We start from the raw sequence: 22,641 nt of genomic DNA, 5'->3' as shown, positions 1-22,641 counted from the left end.
GTGTTCGACTTTCTTCAAGGCTACGACGTCCTAGGGGCGTTCTGGACGACGGTGAAACTGACCGTCTTCTCCGCCGTCGGCTCCCTGGTCTGGGGCACCCTGCTGGCCGCCATGCGGGTCAGCCCGGTCCCGCTGATGCGCGGGTTCGGCACCGCCTACGTCAACATCGTCCGGAACATCCCCCTGACGGTCATCGTCATCTTCACCTCGCTCGGCCTCGCCGACATCTTCGGTGTGACGCTGGGCGCCTCCGACTTCAAGGTCCAGGGCTTCCGCCTCGCGGTGCTCGGCCTGACCGCCTACACCGCCGCCTTCGTCTGTGAGGCGCTCCGCTCCGGCATCAACACCGTGCCCGTCGGACAGGCCGAGGCGGCCCGCGCGATCGGGCTGAACTTCTCCCAGACCCTGCGGCTGATCGTGCTGCCGCAGGCCTTCCGGTCGGTGATCGGCCCGTTGGCCAACGTCCTGATCGCCCTGACCAAGAACACCACCGTGGCGGCCGCGATCAGCGTCGCCGAGGCCGCGGCCCTGATGAAAAAGATGATCGAGAACGAGGCCCAGACCGTGGCCATCGGCGCGGTCTTCGCCTTCGGCTTCGTGGTCCTGACCCTCCCGACCGGCCTGTTCCTCGGCCGGCTCGCCAAGCGCCTGGCGGTGAAGCGATGAGCTCCGTCCTGTACGACACCCCGGGGCCCCGCGCCCGACGGCGCAACCTGCTGCTCTCCATCCTCTTCGTGCTGCTCCTCGCCCTGCTGGCCTGGTGGGTCTGGCAGAAGCTGGACGACAAGGGCCAGTTGAAGTGGGCCCTGTGGCAGCCGTTCACCACCTCCGAGGCGTGGACCACCTATCTGCTGCCGGGGCTCGGCAACACCCTCAAGGCGGCCGCGCTCGCCATGGTGATCGCCCTCCCGCTGGGCGCGGTCCTCGGCATGGCCCGGATGTCCGACCACGCCTGGGTGCGGATCCCGGCGGGCTGGGTGGTCGAGTTCTTCCGCTCGATCCCGGTCCTGCTGCTGATGCTGTTCGCCCAGGAGTTCTACGTCCGCTCCACCGACATCGGCAGCGACGAACGGCCGCTGTACGCGGTCGTCACCGGCCTGGTGCTCTACAACGCCTCGGTGCTCGCCGAGGTCGTACGGGCCGGCGTCTTGGCACTGCCCAAGGGGCAGACGGAGGCGGCGTACGCGATCGGGCTGCGCAAGGGGCAGACGATGACCGGCATCCTGCTGCCGCAGGCGGTCACCGTGATGCTGCCGGCCATCGTCAGCCAGCTCGTGGTGATCGTGAAGGACACCGCGCTGGGCGGGGTGATGCTGCAGTTCACCGAGCTGCTCACGGCGCGCGGCACGCTGGCCGCCAACTACGCCAACGTCATCCCCAGCTTCGTCGTCGTCGCGGTCGTCTTCATCGTGCTGAACCTCGCGCTCACCACGTTCGCCTCCTGGCTGGAGCGCCGGCTGCGGCGCAGCAAGCGGGGCACGGGCGCGGTGCTCGGCGCCGAGGACGTCCAGGACCTGAACGCGGCCGAGGTGGCCGGCGCCTTCGGCTCGGGGGCGTCCGCCTGACCCGGAGTCAACCCGCGCACCTGGTACGGGGGCGGTGGCCGCACGGTCGCCGCCCCCGCCGCGTTCCACCGGCCCGACGGGCTCCGCGCGCCCGCCATGCTGACGTGTCCCCGGGTGCGCCGCTTGACCGGGTGGCGCCCAGTCTGTTGCATACATTCTGTGATCGTGCACCCTGCTCCACCCACCTGTTCACCCATCTCCGTCGGGACTCGCGTACGGGCAGGGGGCGCCGCGCCGTGGACCCGGTGATCATCGTCGGAGCGGGGCCCGTCGGGCTCACGCTCGCCCTGGCGCTGGCCCGCCAGGAGGTGCCGTCCGTCGTCCTGGACGAGGGCCCGGGCAAGGACGAACCGCGCCCGGCGCGCACGGTGGTGCTGCGCGAGGACACCGCCGCCCTGGTGACGCGGCTGAGCGGCGCGCCCCTGGACGACCTGGGCCTGCGCTGGACCGGCTGGCGGTCGGTGCGGCGCCGGCAGGTGATGCGCGAGGTCGTCTTCGACGACGCCGGAGAGCCCGCTCCGCTGCACATCGCGCAGCACGTGCTGACCAACGCCCTGCGTGCCGCGATCGCCGACGAACCGCTGGTCAAGGTCGTCACCGACAGCCGCCTGGACACCGCCGAGCAGGAGCGCTCCGGGGTCACCGCGCACACCCGGGGCCCCAGGGGCACCTGGTGGCGCGGCAGTTACCTGGTGGGCTGCGACGGCCCCCGCTCGACCGTGCGCAAGCTCCTGGACATCCGCTTCCCGGGCCGTACGGCGGTGGAACGGCAGGCGGTCGCCGCGCTGCGCACGGAACTTCCGTGGCCCGGTCAGGCGTTGCTCCATCGGGCACCGCCGTGGCGGATGTCCGGGCCCTCGGCCGGGGAGGTGACCGCCCGCCCCCTCCCGGACGGCGTGTGGCGCCTGGACTGGCTGCTGCCGCCCGGCAAGGACCTGGTCACGCCCGAGCTGCTCGTGACCCGGATCCGCGAGACCCTCGCGGGCTGGACGGGCGGCACCACACCGCCGTACGACCTGCTCGACACCGGAGTCCACACCGTCCACCACCGTCTCGCCCGCCGCTGGCGGGTGGGCCGGGTGTTCGTCGCCGGGGACGCCGCGCACCTGCTCGGCGCGCTCGGGACGCACGGGCTCGACGAGGGACTGCGGGACGTCGACAACCTCGCCTGGAAGCTGGCCCCGGCCTGGCACCACGGCCCGCACGAGGCGCTCCTGGACAGCTACCAGACCGAGCGGCGCGGGGCGGTGGCCGCCCGGCTGCGCGCCGCCGACCAGGTACTGCCGGTGCTGCGCGGCGGTGGCGGGCTGCGCGGGTTCGTCCCCGGCGCGTCCCGGGGGCACGACGCGCTCCTGACGGACGGTCACCTGGGGCACGGCTCGCTCGGTGCGCCGGGGGCGTACGCCGACTCACCCCTCGCACCCCGGCATCTGGAGCACGAGATCCCGGTCGACACCCCGCCCGGCACGCCGGTCACCGACGTCCGGGTCACCGCGGAGGACGGCACCTTCGTGCCGCTGCGCTCCCGGCTCGGCCGCGGCGCGCTGCTCGTCGTCCTCATCGCGCCCGGTACCGGTGTATGGGACCGCAAGCACTGGGTCTCCGCCGGGATCATGCCCCGCCTCGCGGCGGCCGTGACCGCGCTGCCGCATCCGGCCGAACTGCTGGTCGCCGAGGCCTACCCGGGCGCCCCGGCGCACACCGTGCTGCTCGTGCGCCCCGACGGCCATCTGGTCACCGCCCTCAACGGGGTCCGCCCGGCCGACCTCTACGCGGCGGCCGAGGCGACCCTGGGCGGCAAGGACCAGGAGCGCACGGAGCACACCGATAACGCGGAGAACGCGGAGAACACCGAGCGGACGAAGCAGCAGACGGGGGCGGAGGCCGGTTCCCCCGCCCGGTGACCGAGCGGTCCACTTGCTGACGCCGAGTTGACCGGCTTGCACCGGCATGGTGTACTCCGCATCGTGAACGACACCACTGTGCGCCTGTGGCGGAAGGTCCATGTGGACCTCGTCCGCTATGCGGGCTGCGTGTGTCTTCCGTCCTGCTGACTTCGCATTCCTCTTCTCTCTCAGGGCGCCGTCTGCGCCCGTTTCTGCGAACCCTCATCAGGATCGGTGCACGTGTCTGCCTCTCTCTCTTCCTCCTCCGTTTCCCCGTCCGCTTCCGCGCCCGGCGCCGCGCCCACCCAGGCGGACCTTCTCGACTTCGTCCGGCGTACGGCCGCCGACGCCGAGCTGATCGCCTCGCTCCCGCTCGACCCCGAAGGCCGCACCTGGGTACGGCTCGACGGTCCCGCCGGCAGCGAGGCCTGGCTGATCGGCTGGCCGCCCGGCACCGGCACCGGCTGGCACGACCATGCCGAGTCGGTCGGCGCCTTCCTCACCGCCAGCGGTGAACTCAAGGAATACTCCCTGGCCACCCGGCTGCCCACCGACGGCTGGAAGACCCTGGAGCTCTCCGAGGGCGTCGACCGCGAGCGCCGGCTGCCGGCCGGGAAGGGCAGGTCCTTCGGCCGCGATCACGTCCACGAGGTGCTCAACGGGTCCACCGAGCACCACGCGGTCTCCGTCCACGCCTACTACCCGCCGCTGCCGCGGATCCGCCGCTACAGCCGCACCGGACAGGTGCTGCGCCTGGAGCAGGTCGAGCGCCCGGAGGACTGGCAGTGAGCGGCACGGAACCGGTGGAGCCGCGCCCGGTCGGCATCGACGAACTGCTGGAGCGAGTGCGCGCGGGTTACCGGCGCGTCGCGGCGCAGGAGGCGTACGACGCGGCGCGCACCGGCGAGGCCCTGCTCGTCGACATCCGCTACGCGGCGCTGCGCGAGCGGGACGGGGTGGTACCCGGTGCCCTCGTCATCGAGCGCAACGAACTGGAATGGCGCCTGGACCCCCAGGGCAGCCACAGGATCCCGGAGGCCACCGGCCACGGCATCCAGGTGGTCGTGATCTGCAACGAGGGCTACGCCTCCAGCCTGGCCGCCGCTTCCCTCCACCAACTGGGCCTGCACCGGGCGACGGACCTGATCGGCGGCTTCCAGGCATGGAAGGCGGCGGGCCTGCCGGTCACGCCTCAGTCACCTCGGTCCTCCTAGTCGTCGTCCGGTCTCCTCCTGGTCGTCCGGTCGTCCTGGTCGTCCGGTCGTCCTAGTCGTCCGTCGGGCAGTACACCGGGGCGAGGTCCGCGTCGTCCTTGGTGACCAGCCGGATCCTCGCCTTGGCGATCTTTGCCACCTTCTCGTCACGGAGCAGAGCTATCGTGTCCTCCACCGCCAACTGGCCCATGTCGGCGGCCGAGTTCGAGACCGTGGCGGCGAACCGTCCGTCCTTGAGGGCCGCCAGCCCCTCGTCCGTGCCGTTGACCGTGACGATCTTCACGCCCGTGGCCCCGGCCGCGTCGAACGCCTTGCGCACGCCGAAGGCCATCTCCTCGTTGGCGACGAACGCGTAGTCCAGGTCGGGATGGGCCTTGATCATGTTCGCGGCGACGCTCTTCGCCTTGGCCGCGTCGAACATGCCCGGCTGGTCGGCGACCACCTTCGCGTTGGCCGGCAGCGCCTTGGTGAAGCCGCCGACGAGCAGGTCGGAGGCGGCACCGGGCGCCCCGGCGACCACTCCGACCCGCACCTGCCGCCCGGCCGCGGCGTCGGCGACCCATCCGGCGTCCAGTTCACCCACCTCCTTCAGGTCCACGACGACGGCCCCGAGGACGTCGTCGGTCTCGGCGTCGACCGAGGTCAGAAAGACGGGAATGTGCGCGCTCCGGGCCTTGGCGATGTCCTGCCGCAGGGCGTCGGTGCTGACCGTCTGGAGGATGATCACGCCCACCTTGCGCGCGATCATGCCCTCGATGTTGGACAGTTCCCGTGCCGCGTCCTGGTGCGAGTCGGCCGTGATGATCTTGGCGAAATTGTCCTTGGCGGTCCGCACCACGGCCCGCTGCAGACAGGTGTGGAACTGCGTGGACCCTCCGTTCACGAACCCGATCACCAGCGGACCGTCGGCATCGCTCGTCCGGGTCGAGTCGAACGCACAACCGCCCAGCCCCAGCCCGGCCACGAGCCCGAAGGCAGCCAGGACGCTTCGGGTACGAGCAGTTCCGGGCATGGCGGTGCCGCCTTTCGAGCGCACGAACTCGTCTGTTCCTGAGCGGAGTTGACGACATACGGAGATCCACGCGGGTGACGGGACCGGCCGAAACTACCGCCACTCCAAACAGAGCGAACCCGCCCGGGCGCGCACGCTAAGAGTGCGCACGCCGTAGCGATCCGCGCGGGAAGCCGCCCGGCCCCAGGCCTCCGGGCGTCCGAGACCTGGCCCTTCGGGGCGGGACCTAGTCCTTCACCGTCGCCGCCGTCACCACCGGCACCCGCAGCGCCACTCGTCCGGGAAGAGCCGCGGCCGCCAGCGCGAGCAGCGCGGCAGTCGCCACCACGGTCACGTACAGCAACGGTGTGACCGTCGGTGCGGCGTGGCCTGTCATGCCGACACTGAACGCGGTCAGTACGGCCAGCGCGATGCCGCTGCCGAGCGCCGTGGCGAGTGTCAGCACGGACAGCACCTCGGTGCGCAGCATCCGAAGCACCTGGGTGCGCGTGGCACCGGCCAGCCTGAGCAGCGCGAACTCCCGCACGCGGTCGGTGACCGACATGGCGAGCGTGTTCACGACGGCGATGGCGGTGAAGGCCAGGACCAGCCCCATGGCCAGGTAGTTGACCTCGGCGTTGTCCTGCTGACGCTCGACTCGGAGGGAGTCGACGGCGGTCCGCGAAAGAATGTCGAGCCCCGGGAACTCACGCAGCGTAGTTGCTAGTTGTGCATGTGTACGGGCGGTGCTGACGAGGACGGAGGAGGCGAGCGGGTTGTCCACGTGGTGCGAGACGAGGTCGTGGGCGAAGGTGAGGTCGCCGAAGCCGAGACCCCGGGCGTAGACGGCGGCGACGGTGAGGGTGGCAGGCGTGCCGTCGCCGAGGGTGAGTCTCAGGGAGCTGCCGGGCCTCAGGTGGTGCTGGTCGGCGGCCAGTTCACTGACGGCGACGGTGCGATCGGTGAGCCGGCCGAGGGAGCCGGCGGTGACGTCGGGGTCCCAGGTGCGGGTGAGGCCCTCGGGGGTGACGCCCTGGGCCGGGTACTTGTCGAGTCCGATGCGGACGGTCGTGCGGACCACCTCGGTGACGGCGTCGTGGTGCGCACGCAACCGCCGTGCCGCATCGGCCGGGACGCCCGGTCCCCGGGCGGTGACGACCCAGTCCGCGGTGACTCCGGCGCGGGCCTGGGCGCGGGCGGCGGCGTCGAGCGTGGACTGGACGAACAGCACGGTGCAGGTCATGCCGATGAGCAGGGTGAGGGGGGTGACGACGGAGGCCATCCGGGCGGCGTTGCCGCGCAGGTTGGCGGTGGCGAGCCGGCCACCGTGACCGGTGAGCCGCAGCGGGCCGGCGAGCAGCAGCGCGGCCGCCCTGACCAGCAGTGGACCGAGCAGGGCGACGGAGATGGCGAGGACCACGACGGCGAGGAAGGTGACCGGAGTCGAGGCGGGTTCGGTACGCAGGGAGGTGAGCAGCACGACGAGGACGACTCCACCGGCGAGCAGCAGCAGACCGGCGGCGATCCTGCCCCGGGCGGGCCGGGCGGGCTCGACGCGGGACTCGGCCAGCGCCTCGGTCGGCCGGATCCGGGTGATGCGCCGGGAGGCGATACGGGCGGCCGTCCAGGCCCCTGCCAGGGTGGCGGCGAGCGCGGCGAGGGGCGGGACGACACCGGTGGTGTGCTGAAGCGCGGCGGGTACGGCGCCGAGCGCGACGAACCTGGTGTGCAGCCAGGCGCCCAGAGGCAGGCCGAGGAGTGCGCCGAGCGTGCCGGCGACCGCTGCGACGACCAGGGCCTCGCGGCCGAGCAGGCGGCGGATCTGTCCCGGCGTGGCGGCGATGGCGCGCAGCAGGGCGAGTTCGCGGTGGCGCTGCTGGACGGTGAGCGCGAAGGTGCCGACGACCACCAGGACCGCCACGAGCAGAGAGGTCCCGCCCATGGCGCCGCCCATGCTGACCAGCCGGACCCGGGCGGCGGCCGCGTCCAGGAACTCGACGGGGCCACGGGCGTCCCCGGTGGAGACCTGGGCGGTGGTACCGCGCAGCGTGTGCGTCACGGCCTGTTTCAGCTGCTCCGGGTCGGTGCCGTGCGCGGGCAGCACGCCGAACGCGGTGACCTGCCCGGGGTGCGCGGCCAGCCTGCGGGCTTCGGCGGTGGAGAAGAAGAGGGCCGTCTGGTGGCGTACATCCGTGGCCGGGGCGGCGATTCCGGTGATCCGGTAGGCGCGCGGGGCCTGCGTCGACTGCACGGTGAGGGTGTCGCCGGGCCGCAGACGGGCCCGTGCGGCGAGCTCACGGTCGACCACCAGGTCGGTGGCGGCCTGCGGCGCGGTGCCGGTGACCAGCCGGTACGGGGTGAGTGCGGCGGACTCCCAGGCGTGCCCGTAGGCGGTACGGCCGCCGGTGCCCGCCGGGGTCAGCGGTTGGGCGAGGAAGGTCAGTTCGGGTACGACCTGGGCGACGCCGGGCGTGCGGGCCAGTCGAGTCTCCAGGCCGGCCGACAGCCAGGCGCGCTCGGCGATGGGTTTCGCCTTGTGCTTGACCTTGGTCTTGCCCTTCTTGTGCTTGACGGTGGTCCGGTGGACGTACTGGTCGGCGGAGACCACGACCGGGGTCCCCGCGTAGCGCTCGGTGCGGATCGTGCCGCGCAGGCCGGTGTCGAGGAGGGTGCCGCAGGCGGAGATCAGGGCGGCCGCGCAGAGCAGGGCGAGGAAGGCGCCGAGGAAACCGGCCTTGCGGGCACGGACGGTCTTGAGGGCGTAGCGCAGCAGCATCATGACGTACACCGTCGTCGACGCGCAGGGCCCGGGGCACTGCGGTGGTCCGGTGTCCTGACGGGGGGTTAGCCCCACCCCCTTCGAGGCTGTCGCCCCGTCAGAAGTCCCCGGTCTCCAGGAACTCCGTGTCCTCGCCCTCCTCCTCCAGGGCTCGCCGGACGACCCGGAGGGCCATGCCCTCGGGGTACCCCTTGCGGGCGAGCATGCCGGCGAGGCGGCGGATCCGCTTGTCGCGGTCGAGGCCCCGGGTGGAGCGGAGCTTGCGGGCGACGAGCTCGCGGGCCGTCTCCTCCTCCTGCTCGGAGTCGAGCTGGGCGACGGCCTCGTCGACGAGTACCGAGTCGACGCCCTTGGTGCGCAGTTCCTGGGCGAGTGCGCGCCGGGCCAGTCCCCGGCCGTGGTGCCGGGACTCCACCCAGGCGTCCGCGAACGCGCTGTCGTTGATCAGCCCGACCTCCTCGAACCGCGACAGCACCTCCTCGGCGACGTCGTCCGGGATCTCCCGCTTGCGCAGGGCGTCCGCGAGCTGTTTCCGGGTGCGCGGGGTCCCGGTGAGCAGGCGCAGACAGATCGCCCGCGCCCGCTCAGCCGGGTCCGCTGGAGGTTCCCCCTGCTCGGCCCTCGACAAGGAGGAGGAACCCCCGTCCTCACCGGACGGCTCCCCGAAGCCACGCCGACGGCGGGTTCCGGGCTTCCGCGAGCCACGGCCGGGTGATCCGTGCCCGCGGGGACCGCCCGGAGCGCCGTGCGTGCCGTCGTCGTACGCGCCGTCGCCCCGGTAGCTGCCGCCGCCCGTGCCGTAGGCCTCGTCGCCGCCCCCGGCGGAGCCCGGGTCGCCCCCGGTGCCCCTCCCCCGTGGGGCACCGGGGGACGCGTACTCGTGGTCGGCCCAGTCGGTTCGTCGTGTCACGGCGTCAGCTCTTGGCGGTGGTGGCCTTGGGCTTGGTGACCTTGGCGGCGGCCGGGGCGGGCACCGTCTTCGCCGCGTCGTCCGTGGCCGCGGCGGTGGTGACCGCCGCGTCCGCGCCCGGCTCGGCGGCGGGCGTCTCCGGGCGGACACCGACGCCCAGCTTCTCCTTGATCTTCTTCTCGATCTCGTTGGCCAGGTCGGGGTTGTCCTTGAGGAAGTTGCGCGCGTTCTCCTTGCCCTGGCCGAGCTGGTCGCCCTCGTACGTGTACCAGGCGCCGGCCTTGCGGACGAAGCCGTTCTCCACGCCCATGTCGATCAGGCCGCCCTCGCGGCTGATGCCCTGGCCGTAGAGGATGTCGAACTCGGCCTGCTTGAAGGGCGGTGCGACCTTGTTCTTGACGACCTTCACGCGGGTGCGGTTGCCGACCGCGTCGGTGCCGTCCTTCAGGGTCTCGATGCGGCGGATGTCGAGGCGCACCGAGGCGTAGAACTTCAGCGCGCGGCCACCGGTCGTGGTCTCCGGGGAGCCGAACATCACGCCGATCTTCTCGCGGAGCTGGTTGATGAAGATCGCGGTGGTCTTGGACTGGTTGAGCGCGCTGGTGATCTTCCGCAGCGCCTGGCTCATCAGGCGGGCCTGGAGACCGACGTGGCTGTCGCCCATCTCGCCCTCGATCTCCGCGCGCGGGACGAGCGCGGCGACGGAGTCGATGACGATGAGGTCGAGGGCGCCGGAGCGGACCAGCATGTCCACGATCTCCAGGGCCTGCTCGCCGTTGTCGGGCTGGGAGAGGATCAGGTTGTCGATGTCGACGCCGAGCTTCTGCGCGTACTCGGGGTCGAGGGCGTGCTCCGCGTCCACGAACGCGACCTGGCCGCCGGCCTTCTGGGCGTTGGCCACGGCGTGCAGGGTCAGGGTCGTCTTACCGGAGGACTCCGGTCCGTAGATCTCCACGACGCGGCCGCGCGGCAGGCCACCGACACCGAGGGCGACGTCGAGCGCGGTCGATCCGGTCGAGATGACCTCGATGGGCTCCTTCGACCGCTCGCCCATGCGCATGACCGCGCCCTTGCCGAATTGCCGTTCAATCTGTGCGAGCGCGGCGTCGAGCGCCTTCTCGCGGTCGGTTCCTGCCATGGGTTCCACCCGGTTTGCTTGAGTCGATCGCTTCACGTCAAAGACGCTAACGCCTGCCACTGACAATGCGTCCCGACGCCGGTTCGGCCTGTGGACAACTCGGGGACTTCTCCGCCGAAAACGTGTCGAAACGCCGCTGAAATCCCCACCCGGGCCCTCACCGGAGCTCCCATAAGAATGGATGTTCGATTTTCGTGTCAAGCGCACCACGCGGGACTCCCGCCACTTCCCCGCAGGGCGCTCACCCACCCCTCACCCACGGACTCGGGGCGGCACAGGCCCCGGGACGGCGCGCGCGAGACACGAGGACGGGGGCACGGAGAGACGGAACCGCGCGCAACGCACGAGGCAGGCACGCACCGGCGCGAGACGCGGCGGTCGGCGCCCGGGAGGCGGGCGTGCGCGGCACGTGGGCGGGAGTGCGCGGCGTGCTGGGGGTGGCAGCCTGAAGCGGGGCCGCGGGGCGGTACCCCGCACCACCCCGCACGACGTTCACCCGATCGTGAGTTTCCGCATGCCCACGCCGAGCGTGCCGCGATGCTCGAAGAGGCGGCCCGGGAGTGGCGCCGCTCCTGGGTGCCGTGGGTGGGAGAGTGCATGACAAGTGAGACGGGACGACGCGGTCTGGACGAGCAGGCCGTGCTGCTCGCGGCGGGGCTGGCCGACCTGGCGGTGAGCACGGTGGGCACCGCCTTCGGGACGTTACGGGGGCTGCTGCGCCGCTCCGACGCCGGCGCGCTGGCGGCGGAGGCCGAGCACGACCTCACCGCGCGGGGCCGCCTGGTCCTGGACCGGTACGCGGCCGTACCCCCGGCCCACCTGGAGATCCTCGCCCGGCACGCCCTCGCCCGGCGGGACCACCGCCGATGACTGACCGATGGGATCCGGCCGCCTTCAAGAACCGTGTCGACGAGGTGCTGCGCCGGTTCGTCACCGAGGAGGCCGACCTGTTCGCGGCGGTCGACCCGCTCCTGGTCCCGGTGGCCGAACAGCTGGAGGCGGCGGTCGCGGACGGCAAGCGGCTGCGGGCGGCGTTCTGCTACTGGGGCTGGCGTGCGGTGGGCCAGCCGGACAGCGACGCACTGGTGCGGGCGGCGGCCTCCATGGAGCTCGTGCACGCCGCCGCCGTCGTACACGACGACCTCATCGACGACAGCCCGCTGCGGCACGGGCGTCCCACCCCGCACATCGCCCTGCGCGCTGCCGTGCACGACCGTCCGCGCCCCGACGACACCGCGCGGTCGCTGGCGATGCTGGTGGGCGATCTGCTGATGTCGCTGGCCGGGCAGTCGTTCGCGACCTGCGGGCTGCCAGCCGCCTACCTCGCCCGGGCCCGTCCCCTGTGGTCGGTGCTGGCGAGGGAGCTGATCGCGGGCGAGTGCCTGGAGATCCTGCGCACCGGAGCCGGTCCGGACACCTCGGCCTCACTGAAGGTGATCCGCTACAAGACCGCCAAGTACACCGTCGAGCAGCCCCTGCTGATCGGCGGCGCCCTGGCCGGGGCCGGCGAGCGGCTGCGCGCGGGGTACTCCGCGTACGGGCTGCCGCTGGGCGAGGCCTTCCAGCTCCGTGACGACCTGCTCGGCCTGTTCGGGGCACCGGAGCACACCGGCAAGGCCAACGCCGACGACGTACGCGGCCACCGGCCCACCGCCCTGCTCGCGGAGACCTGGCGTCTCGCCCGTGCCGACGACCGGGAGCGGCTGGCCGCGTTGCTCGGCAGCCGGGATCTGGACGCGGACGGCCTGGACGCGGTCCGCGAGGTGATGTGCCGGCTCGGGGCACCCGACCGGATCGAGCACATGATCGGCGCGCGGGTCGCGGAAGCACTCGACGCGCTCCACGAACTGGACGTGCCGGCCCCCGCCGCCGGCGCTCTGACCTCGCTGGCCCACTCGGCCGCGGTCCGCCTGTCCTGACCCCCACGGGTGGCCCGGACCACACCCGCGATGACAAGGAGCCCTGCCGTGACCCACACCGAGGCCTCGATGGACACCCTGCGGCACGCCGGTGACGAACTCGCCGACGCCACGGTCGCCGCGCTCTTCGAGCGTGGGGAGGTGGGCACGTTCAACACCCTGATGCGTTACGTCTCCACCGCCGGCGCTCCGCTGCCGGACGGGCTGCCCGATGTCGCGCGGGAGTACCTGGAGGCCACCCGGACGCCGCCGTCCTGGGTGGACTGGGGCGAGATGGAGAAGGCCCGGCTGTTCTTCATCGACAACAACGTGCACATCTCGACCGCGCTGTCCTTCGCCGCCATGCCCGCCTGTTACCTCGTCCCGCGCGTGGCGAAGCTGCTGTCGGCCACCCACGGCCTGAGGTACCCGTCCAAGCGCATGGCGGAGACCGGTCAGTTCACCGTCTACCTCATGCGGCCCGACGCCTTCGAGGCCGGCAGCCGCTTCGTCCCGGCCGCCCAGAAGGTGCGTCTGCTGCACGCCTCCATCCGGCATCACCTCAGGCGCGAGAACCGCTGGGACACGGAGGCGCTGGGCACGCCGATCTGTCAGGAGGACATGATCGGCGGCCAGATGTTCTTCTCGCTGCTGGTCCTCGACAGCCTGCACCGGCTGGGCATTCACCTGTCCACGGAGGGGGCCGAGGCGTACTACTACGCGTGGCGGGTGGTGGGCGCCATGCTCGGCGTCGACCAGGAGGCCGTCCCGAAGACCCTCGACGAGGCGCGCGCCTTCCTCGATCTGTACATGGTCCGGTACATGGGCCCCTCCGAGGAGGGCGTGGTCCTGACCCGGCAGCTCATCGACCTCTACGAGGAGGTCGTCCCCGGCACCTTCTTCGATCCGGTCGTCTCCGCCCTGATCCGCCACCTGGTCGGCGACACCTGCGCCGACTGGCTGGCGGTGCCGCGCACCCCGTGGGACACCGTCGTCAAGGCCGTACCGCATCTCCTCGGCGTCCTGGAGACCATCGAGGACCGCTCCCCGCTGGGCGCCTGGGCCCTGGACCGCCTCGGCCACCTCACCACCGTCCTCGAACTGTCCTCGCTCACTCGTGGCCGCGTCATGCACTACGCCATCCCCGACCACCTCAAGAAGGACTACGGCGTCCCGGGCGCCGTGCCCCGCACCCGGCGCTGGACCCCGCCGGCCGCCACGGTCTCCTGACCACCCCTGCTCCCCTGCTCACCTGGTCCGCTACTCCGCAAGGCGTACCGCGGGTGTCTTCGGCCGGACGACGACCGCGCGGACCGCCCCCAGGAGGCTGGACCCATGTCCTCCTCCCTGAAGAGTCCGCCCCGGAAGCCACCGGCGAACCCCCTGGGCGGGGTGCGCCCCGCCGAGCGGCTCTGTCAGGCGACCGGTGCGCTCCTCGTCCTGTCCGGTCTGGCGCATCTGGTGGTGTTCGCGGTCGACGGCGGCCCCTGGTACGGCCCGGTCTCCTGGCGCAAGCCCGTCACGTTCGGGCTCTCCTTCGGGCTGACGCTGATGGCGGTCACCTGGATCACCTCGTATCTGAGGACCGGGGAGCGGCTGCGGACCGTACTGCTGCTCGTGTTCGCCGCCGACTGTCTGGTGGAGGTCGGCGGGATCACGCTGCAGGCGTGGCGCCGGGTGCCCTCGCACCTCGACATGGAGACGCCGTTCGACACGGCGGTGTCCATGGCGCTCGCGGTGGGCGGCGGGATCCTGGTGGTGCTGCTCACCGTCTTCGCGTTGGCGTCCTTCCGGCGGCGGCCGGCCGGTCCCGTGGGCATGGCGCTCGCGGTGCGTTCCGGGTTCGCGATCCTGCTGGTGGCGCTGGCCTCGGGAGCGGCGATGGTCGCGCGCGGGGTGGTGCTCGTCCGGACCGGGCACCAGGAGGCGGCGTACGCGTCGACGGCTCCGCTCAAGCCGCTGCACGGGGTCAGCCTGCACGCGGTGCTGGTCCTGCCGGCCCTGGCGTGGCTGCTGTCTTGCACCACGTGGAGCGAGGAGACCCGGTGGCGGGTCGTGGCCGTGGCGGTGGGCTGCTACGCGACGGCAGTCGCCGCGGCGGGGACGTGGGCGGTGCTCACCTACCGATAGCGGCGGCCGTCAGGACGGACCGTTTCCGGATTCCTCGGCCGGCCGCTGCCATATCAGCCGCCGCGCGCGCGTGAGCAGCCCGGAGCCGCCTGTGCCACGCCGGCGGTGGCCGTGCACCCGGGGGTCGTCCGTGACGTCGTAGCGCTTCACGTAGGCGCTCAGGAACGCCTGGAGCGTGGCGACCGCCGGGATGGCGATCAGGGCGCCGACCGCGCCGAGGAGCGCGGTGCCCGCGATGACCGAGCCGAAGGCGACCGCCGGGTGGATGTCGACCGACTTGGAGGTCAGTTTGGGCTGGAGCACGTAGTTCTCGAACTGCTGGTAGATCACGACGAACACCAGCACCCACACCGCGTACAGGGGGTTGACGGTGAACGCGATCAGCATCGGCAGCGCACCCGCGAGATAGGTGCCGATGGTGGGGATGAACTGCGAGACCAGCCCCACCCAGACGCCCAGCACGGGCGCGTACGGCACGCCCAGGGCCTCCAGCAGGATGTAGTGGGCGATGCCGGAGATCAGCGCCATCACACCGCGCGAGTACAGATAGCCGCCGGTCTTGTCGACGGCGATCTCCCAGGCGCGCAGCACCTCGGCCTGACGGGCGGGCGGCAGCACGGAGCACAGGGTGCGGCGCAGCCGGGGGCCGTCGGCGGCGAAGTAGAAGGCGAACAGGGTGATGGTCAGCAGCTGGAACAGGCCGCCGAGCACCTGCCCGGAGACGTCGAGCACGCCGGCCGCGCTGTTCTGCGCGTACTTGCGCAGCCAGTCGGAGTGCAGCAGGCCCTCCTGGACGTCGACCCGTCTCACGTGGGTGTGGAAGGTCTCGTTGACCCAGTTGATGACCGAGTCCAGGTAGTCCGGGAAGTCTTCGACGATCTTGTTGATCTGTCCGGCGAGCATCGAGCCGAGCAGGGTGACGAAGCCCGCGACGGCGATCGCCAGGCCGAGGAAGACCAGGAAGGTCGCGAAGCCGCGGCGCATGCCGCGGGAGGCCATCCAGCTCACCGCGGGCTCGATGGCCAGCGCCAGGAAGAACGCGATGAGGATGTTGATCAGCAGGCCGGTGAGCTGGTGGAAGGCCCAGCTGCCCAGCTGGAAGGCGGCGACGAGGGCGAGCGCCAGCACCATGGCACGCGGCAGCCAGCGCGGCATGCGGGCGCCCGGTACCGCGGCGCCGACGGCCGGCGATCCGGCGCGCGGCGTCGGGTCGACCGGGGATGCGTCCTGGGCGGTCCTCCCGCCCTCGTCAGTGGCTGCCACGGTGCAAGTCTCGCGCATGCCACTGACAACGTGTGGCCCGTGTCCGATCTTCGTGCACGGTCAGCGCCTCTCCCCCGGAACGTTCATGACCGTGCAGACCACGCGCCACACGTCCTTCGCCTCCCAGCCGGAGTCCAGCGCCTCGTGCACCGTCAGCCCGCCGAGCTCCGTCATCACATGATCGCGCGCGAAGGTGTCGGCGTAGCCGGAACCGAAGTGTTCCGCCATCCGCTGCCAGAAGACCGTCAACCGCATGACACCAGTATCCCGCCCCTGAGAGTGGGCCCTGCCCGGGAGCGCTTGCCGAGACCGCTTTCCGCCCTACGGTCTTTCGCATGGCCGAAACCGGAGCTTCCCCACTCCCCCATACGCCCCCGGCGCACTCCCCGCGCTTGCGCGCCGAGCAGTTCATGTGGCTCACCGCGCGCGTGCTGGAACAGCGTCTCTTCTCGTACCACTTCCTGAACGGCGGCCCCGACCCCGTGGAGCGGGCGCTGGACGCCTACCGCAACGAGGACGGCGGCTACGGACACGCGCTGGAGCCCGACCTGCGCGGCCCGGTGAGCCAGCCGCTGCACACCGGACGCGCGCTGCGCATCCTGGACGCCATCGAGCGGTGCGGCGGACAGCGGGTGGAGCGTGTGTGCCGCTATCTGACGGCCGTCTCCACGGCGGACGGGGCGCTGCCGGCGGTCCATCCGAGCCAGCGCGGCTATCCGGCGGCACCATTCGTCCCGATCGTCGACAACCCTCCCAGCGAGCTCCTCGCCACCGGTCCGGTGGTGGGCCTGCTGCACCGCAACGAGGTCTGGCACGCGTGGCTGTTCCGGGCCACCGACTTCTGCTGGCAGGAGATCGACCGTCTGGAGAAGTCGCACCCCTACGAGATCGAGGCCGCGGTCGCTTTCCTGGACACGGTGCCGGACCGCTCGCGCGCGGAGGCGGTCGCCGACCGGCTGGGCCGCCTGGTGCGCGAGCAGCGGCTGGCCGCGCTGGACCCGGAGCGCCTCGACGCGTACCCGGTGGCGCCCGGCTACGCCCCCCGCGAGCACCACTTCCCGCACGACTTCGCGAAGTCTCCGGACTCGCTCGCGCGCGCGTGGTTCACCGACGAGGAGATCACCCGCTCGCTCGACTTCCTCGCCGCCGAGCAGGAGGCGGACGGCGGCTGGCCGATCCGCTGGCACCGGTGGGCGCCGGCCGCCGCCCTGGAGGCCCGCCCCATGGTCACGATCGAGGCCCTGCACACGCTCAGGGAGTACGGCCGCTTCGTGGGGTGACGGAAGCGGGGTGCCGCAAGCCGAGTGACGGAGGTCTCAGCCGGTGACGGCGCGCAGCCCCGCCGTGACCAGCACGGTGACCCCGACGACCAGGAAAGGGCGCGCGCAGCACCAGCGCCACCGCGGCCGCCCCGAGCCCCGCGGCCCGGGCGTCCAGCACGAGCGCGTGCAAGTCGGCGAACGTCTGCTGGGCCGTGAGGGCCGCGAGCAGCGCCACGGGCAGCAGGGCGGCCAGCCGTCGCACCACGGGCCGCTTTAGCACACCGGCGGGCACCAGCAGCCCGGCGAGCTTGACGGCATAGCAGCCGAGGGCGGTCGCGCCGATCGCCGCAAGGCGGCAGGCGGCAGGCGGCAGGCGGCAGGCGGCAGGCGGCAGGCGGCAGGCGGAGCCAACACTCCAGTCCCGCTCTCCTCAAGCCGCTGATCCCCGCCGCCCCTTCCGGCAGCCGCCGACGGCGAGTCCGCCCCGCAGGGACCACCCGCACCCGACAACGAAACTGTCACGGGTGGTGCGGGCGGGAAACGACGGCCGAAGGCGGAGCCGAGACCTCTCGGCCCCCACATCTCCGCAGGTCAGACCAGTTGTCAGTGGCCGGGTGCAGGATGGACGCATGGCGAAATCCGCGCATCGGGCCCTCGACGGCTTCTCCCCCGCGACCCGCGGCTGGTTCACGGGGGCGTTTTCCGCGCCCACGGCGGCCCAGGCCGGCGCGTGGCAGGCCATCGGCGCGGGTTCGGACGTGCTGGTGGTCGCCCCGACCGGCTCCGGCAAGACCCTGGCCGCCTTCCTCGCCGCCCTGGACCAGCTGGCCTCCACCCCACCCCCGGCCGACCCGAAGAAGCGCTGCAGGGTGCTGTACGTGTCGCCGCTGAAGGCCCTCGCGGTAGACGTCGAGCGGAACCTGCGCAGCCCGCTGACCGGCATCCGCCAGGAGTCCGTGCGTCTGGGTCTGCCCGAGCCCGAGGTCAAGGTCGGCATCCGCTCCGGTGACACCCCGGCCGCCGAGCGCCGCGCCCTGTCCACCCGCCCGCCGGACATCCTGATCACCACTCCGGAGTCCCTGTTCCTGATGCTGACGTCGGCCACGCGCGACGCGCTGACCGGCATCGACACGGTGATCCTGGACGAGGTGCACGCGGTCGCAGGCACCAAGCGCGGCGCGCACCTCGCCCTCTCCCTGGAGCGGCTGGACGAGCTGCTGCCGAAGCCGGCCCGCCGCATCGGCCTGTCGGCGACCGTCCGCCCGGTCGACGAGGTGGCCCGCTACCTCTCGCCCCGCCGCAAGGTGGAGATCGTCCAGCCGAAGTCCGGCAAGGAGTTCGACCTGTCCGTCGTCGTCCCGGTGGAGGACATGGGAGAGCTGGGCGGCTCCCCTGCCACCGACGGCAACGAGGGCGCGGAGAAGCCGTCGATCTGGCCGCATGTGGAGGAGCGGATCGCCGACCTGGTGCAGGCGCACCGCTCGACGATCGTGTTCGCGAACTCGCGCCGCCTGGCGGAGCGGCTGTGCAACCGGCTCAACGAGATCGCCTACGAGCGCGCGACCGGCGAGCCGCTGGACGAGCACCACTCCCCGGCCGAGCTGATGGGCGGCTCGGGCGCGGCCCAGGGCGCCCCGCCGGTCCTCGCCCGCGCGCACCACGGCTCGGTCTCCAAGGAGCAGCGCGCCCTGGTCGAGGAGGACCTGAAGGCCGGCCGGCTGCCCGCCGTGGTGGCCACCTCCAGTCTCGAACTGGGCATCGACATGGGCGCGGTGGACCTGGTCGTCCAGGTCGAGTCCCCGCCGTCGGTGGCCTCCGGTCTGCAGCGCGTCGGCCGCGCGGGGCACCAGGTCGGCGCGGTCTCCACCGGCGTGGTCTTCCCCAAGTACCGGGGCGACCTGGTGCAGGCTGCCGTGGTCACCGAGCGGATGCGCACCGGTTCCATCGAGTCCCTGAAGGTCCCGGCCAATCCCCTCGACGTGCTGGCGCAGCAGCTGGTCGCGATGACGTCACTGGACACCTGGCAGGTCGACGACCTGCTCGCCACCGTCCGCCGCGCGGCGCCCTTCGCCTCGCTCCCGGAGTCGGCGTTCACCGCGGTCCTCGACATGCTCGCCGGCCGCTACCCCTCGGACGCGTTCGCGGAACTGCGCCCGCGCGTGGTCTGGGACCGGGTCGCGGGGACGGTCACCGGCCGCCCCGGCGCCCAGCGGCTCGCCGTCACCTCCGGCGGCACCATCCCCGACCGCGGTCTCTTCGGCGTCTTCCTGGCCGGCGCCGACCCCAAGAAGGGCGGCGGCCGGGTCGGCGAGCTGGACGAGGAGATGGTGTACGAGTCCCGGGTGGGCGATGTCTTCACCCTGGGCACCAGCTCCTGGCGCATCGAGGACATCACCCGCGACCGCGTGCTCGTCTCCCCCGCCCCGGGCGTCCCGGGCCGCCTGCCCTTCTGGAAGGGCGACCAGCTGGGCCGCCCGCTCGAACTGGGCCGCGCGGTCGGCGCGTTCCTGCGCGAGGTCGGCTCGCTTCCCAAGGACGACGCCCGGCTGCGCCTCCTCGCGGCCGGCCTGGACGCCTGGGCGGTGGACAACGTGCTGTCGTACCTGGAGGAACAGCGCGAGGCCTGCGGCCACGTCCCGGACGACCGGACGATCGTCGTGGAGCGCTTCCGCGACGAGCTGGGCGACTGGCGGGTCGTCGTCCACTCCCCCTTCGGCGCCCAGGTCCACGCCCCGTGGGCGCTCGCCCTCGGTGCCCGGCTCTCCGAGCGGTACGGCATGGACGCCCAGGTCATGCACGCCGACGACGGCATCGTGCTGCGGCTGCCCGACGCCGATCTGATGGGCCTCGACCTGCTGGACCAGGCGCCCATGAAGGCCGGCACGGAGTACGACGCCGATCAGGCGCCCGTCGGCGCCGCGGACGTCGCCTTCGACAAGGGCGAGGTCGACCAGATCGTCACCGACCAGGTCGGCGGCTCGGCCCTGTTCGCCTCCCGTTTCCGCGAATGCGCCGCCCGCGCGCTCCTGCTGCCGCGCCGCAACCCCGGCAAGCGCACCCCGCTGTGGCAGCAGCGCCAGCGCGCCGCCCAACTGCTCCAGGTGGCGAGCGAGTTCGGCTCGTTCCCGATCGTCCTGGAGGCGGTCCGCGAGTGCCTCCAGGACGTCTTCGACGTCCCCGGACTCGTCGAGCTGATGAGCGACCTCGAATCCCGTAAGGTCCGGCTGGTCGAGGTCACCACCCCGGAGCCGTCCCCGTTCGCCCGCTCCCTCCTGTTCGGCTATGTCGCCCAGTTCCTGTACGAGGGCGACTCGCCGCTCGCCGAGCGCCGCGCGGCCGCTCTCTCCCTGGACTCCCGGCTGCTGGCCGAGCTGCTGGGCCAGGCGGAGCTGCGTGAACTGCTCGACGCGGAGGTGCTGACCGAGCTGGAGCGCGAGCTCCAGTGGCTGGCCGAGGACCGCCGGATCAAGGACCCCGAGGGCGTGGCCGACGTGCTGCGGCTGCTCGGGCCGCTCACGGACGCCGAGTTGGTGGAGCGGGGTGCCGAGCCGCAGTGGGCCGCGGAGCTGGCCGGGGCACGCCGGGCGATCAAGGTGCGGATCGGCGGTGCCGACCACTGGGCGGCGATCGAGGACGCGGGCCGGCTGCGCGACGCCCTCGGCACGGCCCTGCCGGTCGGCGTCCCCGAGGCTTTCATGGAGCCGGTGAAGGATCCGCTCGGCGACCTCCTCGCACGGTACGCGCGCACCCATGGCCCGTTCACGTCGACCACCGCGGCCGCCCGCTTCGGGCTCGGGGTGGCGGTCACGGAGGGTGCGCTGCAGCGGCTCGCCGCGAGCGGGCGGGTGGTACAGGGCGAGTTCCATCCGGCGGGCATCGGCCAGGAGTGGTGCGACGCGGCGGTGCTGCGCAGGCTGCGCCGCCGTTCCCTGGCCGCGCTGCGGCACGAGCTGGAGCCGGTGGCACCGGCCGCGCTCGCCCAGTTCCTGCCGCAGTGGCAGCACATCGGCAGGGGGCACGGGCTGCGCGGTGTCGACGGACTGGTGCGCGCCGTCGAGCAGTTGCAGGGCTCGTCCGTGCCGGCCTCGGCCCTGGAGAAGCTGGTGCTGCCGTCCCGTGTGGCGAACTACTCGCCCGCGATGCTCGACGAACTCACCGCGGCGGGCGAGATCCTGTGGGCCGGCGCGGGCGCCCTGCCCGGCAAGGACGGCTGGGTCTCCCTGTATCTGGCGGACGCGGCCCCGGTGCTCCTCCCGCCGCCGCACCCGCTGGAGCTCACCGCCCTCCACCAGTCGGTTCTCGACGCCCTCTCCGGGGGTTACGGCCTGTTCTTCCGTCAGATCGCCGACCAGGTCCGCGCGACCACCCATCCCGACGCCACCGATCCCCAGCTGGCCGACGCCGTCTGGGACCTGGCCTGGTCCGGGCGGCTCACCAACGACACGCTGGCCCCGATGCGCTCCCTGCTGGGCTCGGGCCGTACCGCGGGTTCCACCGCCCACCGCGCCAAGCGCGCCGTCCCGCGCGGCCGTTACGGCTCCCTGTCGGCCGCCGCCCGCCCCGCCTCCCGTACCGGCCCGCCGACCGTGGCCGGGCGCTGGTCCCTGCTTCCGCAGCGCGAGCCGGACACCACCGTGCGCGCCCACGCGCTGGCCCGAACCCTCCTCGACCGGCATGGTGTGGTGACCCGGGGCGCGGTCGCGGCGGAGGGCGTGGAGGGCGGCTTCTCGGCGGTGTACCGAATCCTGTCGGCGTTCGAGGAGAGCGGTCAGGCGCGCCGGGGTTATGTCGTCGAGGGCCTGGGCGCGGCCCAGTTCGCGATGGACGGCGCGGTGGACCGGTTGCGCGCGGTGTCCAACGCCCGCGAGCGGGGCGAGGGCCTGCCGGGCACCGGCTTCGGCGGCACCGGCGCCGCCGCCGCGTTCACCGGCCCGAACGGCGGCCACAGCGCCGCCGCCCCGGCCGACCCGCTCGACCCCCTCGGCCCTTTCGACGCGGCCGGCTTCCCCGACCTGGACGACGGCTTCACCTGGCCGCCCGAGTCGCCGGCCGCTCCCGGCGACTACGTCTCCCCCAAGGACCTCGCCCCCACCGACCCCTTCGCCGCCCCCGGCTACGGCGGCCCCCGGGGCGGCAGCCCCGCGAACCCGTACGCCTATGGCAACCACCGCGGCCGCACTGCCACCGCCCCCGACCCCAGAGCCGTGGTCCTCGCCGCCGCCGACCCGGCCAACGCCTACGGCGCCGCCCTCCCCTGGCCCGAGCCCCCGACCGGCGCCGGGCACAAGCCGGGCCGGAAGGCGGGCTCGCTGGTGGTCCTGGTCGACGGCGAGCTGACCCTCTACATGGAGCGCGGCGGCAAGACCCTGCTGGCCTGGCCCTCCGCCCCGGACACCGCCGCCACCGACGACACCCGGCTCCGTACGGCGGCGGAGGCCCTCGCGGCCGCCGCCCGCGCGGGCACCCTCGGCACGGTCACCGTGGAGCGCGTCAACGGCGCCTCGGCCCTGACCTCTCCGCTGGGCACCCTCCTGGAGGGAGCGGGTTTCATCGCGACCCCGCGCGGCCTGCGGATCCGGGCGTGAACCGCCATGAGTACCGCACA

At 72.7% G+C, this 22,641-nt stretch carries 18 protein-coding genes and 1 pseudogene; 12 read left to right on the top strand and 7 right to left on the bottom strand.

The annotated features are described in order from the left end of the window. From OHB00_RS36615 to OHB00_RS36590, 6 genes are all read left to right on the top strand, one after another. A complete protein-coding gene (locus tag OHB00_RS36615) occupies positions 1 to 666 on the top strand; it encodes an amino acid ABC transporter permease (RefSeq protein ID WP_406441288.1) in 666 nt (221 codons plus the stop codon). Then, positions 663 to 1,565, top strand: a complete 903-nt coding sequence (locus OHB00_RS36610; protein WP_406441286.1) for an amino acid ABC transporter permease — start codon at positions 663 to 665, stop codon at positions 1,563 to 1,565. The genes OHB00_RS36615 and OHB00_RS36610 overlap by 4 nt, the downstream gene beginning before the upstream one ends. Positions 1,566 to 1,801: 236 nt before the next feature. Next, positions 1,802 to 3,469, top strand: a complete 1,668-nt coding sequence (locus tag OHB00_RS36605; protein WP_406441285.1) for an FAD-dependent monooxygenase — start codon at positions 1,802 to 1,804, stop codon at positions 3,467 to 3,469. Between the two features lie 63 nt (positions 3,470 to 3,532). Beyond that, on the top strand, positions 3,533 to 3,619 hold the full coding sequence (locus OHB00_RS36600; RefSeq protein WP_350779852.1) for a putative leader peptide: 87 nt from the start codon (positions 3,533 to 3,535) through the stop codon (positions 3,617 to 3,619). Between the two features lie 72 nt (positions 3,620 to 3,691). After that, positions 3,692 to 4,240: a cysteine dioxygenase gene (locus tag OHB00_RS36595; RefSeq protein WP_406441283.1), complete on the top strand. Its 549-nt coding sequence runs from the start codon at positions 3,692 to 3,694 to the stop codon at positions 4,238 to 4,240. After that, complete coding sequence (locus OHB00_RS36590; RefSeq protein ID WP_406441281.1) at positions 4,237 to 4,665, top strand: rhodanese-like domain-containing protein; 429 nt, start codon at positions 4,237 to 4,239, stop codon at positions 4,663 to 4,665. Before OHB00_RS36595 ends, OHB00_RS36590 begins: the two co-directional genes overlap by 4 nt. A 52-nt stretch (positions 4,666 to 4,717) precedes the next feature. Here the strand turns inward: OHB00_RS36590 and OHB00_RS36585 are convergent, their stop codons facing one another. The 4 genes from OHB00_RS36585 to recA all read right to left on the bottom strand — a co-directional run bounded on the left by OHB00_RS36585 (position 4,718) and on the right by recA (position 10,483). Next, the gene (locus OHB00_RS36585) at positions 4,718 to 5,677 is read right to left on the bottom strand and encodes a sugar ABC transporter substrate-binding protein (RefSeq protein ID WP_406441279.1); all 960 of its coding nucleotides are present in this window, start codon (positions 5,675 to 5,677) and stop codon (positions 4,718 to 4,720) included. A 226-nt stretch (positions 5,678 to 5,903) separates the two neighbouring features. Next, positions 5,904 to 8,432, bottom strand: coding sequence for an ABC transporter permease (locus tag OHB00_RS36580; protein ID WP_406446153.1), 2,529 nt, complete (start codon positions 8,430 to 8,432; stop codon positions 5,904 to 5,906). A 100-nt stretch (positions 8,433 to 8,532) separates the two neighbouring features. After that, complete coding sequence (recX, locus tag OHB00_RS36575; RefSeq protein ID WP_406441278.1) at positions 8,533 to 9,345, bottom strand: recombination regulator RecX; 813 nt, start codon at positions 9,343 to 9,345, stop codon at positions 8,533 to 8,535. Between the two features lie 4 nt (positions 9,346 to 9,349). Continuing rightward, positions 9,350 to 10,483: a recombinase RecA gene (recA, locus tag OHB00_RS36570; RefSeq protein ID WP_406441276.1), complete on the bottom strand. Its 1,134-nt coding sequence runs from the start codon at positions 10,481 to 10,483 to the stop codon at positions 9,350 to 9,352. Between the two features lie 597 nt (positions 10,484 to 11,080). Between recA and OHB00_RS36565 the strand changes: the two genes are divergently transcribed. The 4 genes from OHB00_RS36565 (at position 11,081) to OHB00_RS36550 (ending at position 14,511) form a co-directional block, all read left to right on the top strand. Continuing rightward, the gene (locus tag OHB00_RS36565) at positions 11,081 to 11,353 is read left to right on the top strand and encodes a polyprenyl synthetase (RefSeq protein ID WP_406441274.1); all 273 of its coding nucleotides are present in this window, start codon (positions 11,081 to 11,083) and stop codon (positions 11,351 to 11,353) included. After that, positions 11,350 to 12,402 carry a polyprenyl synthetase family protein gene (locus OHB00_RS36560; RefSeq protein WP_406441272.1) on the top strand — a complete coding sequence of 351 codons (1,053 nt, stop codon included), beginning with the start codon at positions 11,350 to 11,352 and terminating at the stop codon, positions 12,400 to 12,402. The genes OHB00_RS36565 and OHB00_RS36560 overlap by 4 nt, the downstream gene beginning before the upstream one ends. 48 nt (positions 12,403 to 12,450) lie before the next feature. Then, entirely contained in the window at positions 12,451 to 13,611 is a 1,161-nt protein-coding gene (locus tag OHB00_RS36555) for an oxygenase MpaB family protein (protein WP_406441270.1), read from the top strand. A gap of 105 nt (positions 13,612 to 13,716) precedes the next feature. Continuing rightward, positions 13,717 to 14,511: a hypothetical protein gene (locus tag OHB00_RS36550; RefSeq protein WP_406441268.1), complete on the top strand. Its 795-nt coding sequence runs from the start codon at positions 13,717 to 13,719 to the stop codon at positions 14,509 to 14,511. A gap of 9 nt (positions 14,512 to 14,520) precedes the next feature. On the opposite strand, the gene OHB00_RS36545 is transcribed toward OHB00_RS36550, so the two are convergent. Both OHB00_RS36545 and OHB00_RS36540 read right to left on the bottom strand, forming a co-directional pair. After that, complete coding sequence (locus tag OHB00_RS36545; protein WP_406441267.1) at positions 14,521 to 15,774, bottom strand: AI-2E family transporter; 1,254 nt, start codon at positions 15,772 to 15,774, stop codon at positions 14,521 to 14,523. Between the two features lie 60 nt (positions 15,775 to 15,834). Beyond that, the gene (locus OHB00_RS36540; RefSeq protein WP_355721338.1) at positions 15,835 to 16,029 is read right to left on the bottom strand and encodes a DUF3046 domain-containing protein; all 195 of its coding nucleotides are present in this window, start codon (positions 16,027 to 16,029) and stop codon (positions 15,835 to 15,837) included. An 80-nt stretch (positions 16,030 to 16,109) separates the two neighbouring features. On the opposite strand from OHB00_RS36540, the gene OHB00_RS36535 reads away from it, so the two are divergent. After that, positions 16,110 to 17,054 (top strand): hypothetical protein, encoded by a 945-nt coding sequence (locus OHB00_RS36535; protein ID WP_406441264.1) that lies wholly within the window; start codon positions 16,110 to 16,112, stop codon positions 17,052 to 17,054. Positions 17,055 to 17,090: 36 nt separating this feature from the next. On the opposite strand, the pseudogene OHB00_RS36530 reads toward OHB00_RS36535, so the two are convergent. Then, positions 17,091 to 17,409, bottom strand: a pseudogene (locus tag OHB00_RS36530) (AzlD domain-containing protein). 256 nt (positions 17,410 to 17,665) lie between these two features. Here OHB00_RS36530 and OHB00_RS36525 point away from each other — a divergent pair. After that, positions 17,666 to 22,621, top strand: a complete 4,956-nt coding sequence (locus tag OHB00_RS36525) for an ATP-dependent helicase (RefSeq protein ID WP_406441262.1) — start codon at positions 17,666 to 17,668, stop codon at positions 22,619 to 22,621. The last annotated feature ends 20 nt before the right edge of the window (positions 22,622 to 22,641 follow it).

Origin of the sequence: Streptomyces sp. NBC_00631 (assembly GCF_045206895.1) — a bacterium.
In the GTDB taxonomy this organism is placed as follows: Bacteria; Actinomycetota; Actinomycetes; order Streptomycetales; family Streptomycetaceae; genus Streptomyces.
Note: the sequence above shows the minus strand (reverse complement) of the source record. Positions and strands in the feature narration are given on the sequence as shown.

Coding starts and splice junctions, on each gene's coding strand:
- OHB00_RS36610 (WP_406441286.1), top strand. CDS start 663: ATGAGCTCCGTCCTGTACGACACCCCGGGGCCCCGCGCCCGACGGCGC.
- OHB00_RS36585 (WP_406441279.1), bottom strand. CDS start 5,677: ATGCCCGGAACTGCTCGTACCCGAAGCGTCCTGGCTGCCTTCGGGCTC.
- OHB00_RS36580 (WP_406446153.1), bottom strand. CDS start 8,432: ATGCTGCTGCGCTACGCCCTCAAGACCGTCCGTGCCCGCAAGGCCGGT.
- recA (WP_406441276.1), bottom strand. CDS start 10,483: ATGGCAGGAACCGACCGCGAGAAGGCGCTCGACGCCGCGCTCGCACAG.
- OHB00_RS36565 (WP_406441274.1), top strand. CDS start 11,081: ATGACAAGTGAGACGGGACGACGCGGTCTGGACGAGCAGGCCGTGCTG.
- OHB00_RS36560 (WP_406441272.1), top strand. CDS start 11,350: ATGACTGACCGATGGGATCCGGCCGCCTTCAAGAACCGTGTCGACGAG.
- OHB00_RS36550 (WP_406441268.1), top strand. CDS start 13,717: ATGTCCTCCTCCCTGAAGAGTCCGCCCCGGAAGCCACCGGCGAACCCC.
- OHB00_RS36540 (WP_355721338.1), bottom strand. CDS start 16,029: ATGCGGTTGACGGTCTTCTGGCAGCGGATGGCGGAACACTTCGGTTCC.
- OHB00_RS36535 (WP_406441264.1), top strand. CDS start 16,110: ATGGCCGAAACCGGAGCTTCCCCACTCCCCCATACGCCCCCGGCGCAC.
- OHB00_RS36525 (WP_406441262.1), top strand. CDS start 17,666: ATGGCGAAATCCGCGCATCGGGCCCTCGACGGCTTCTCCCCCGCGACC.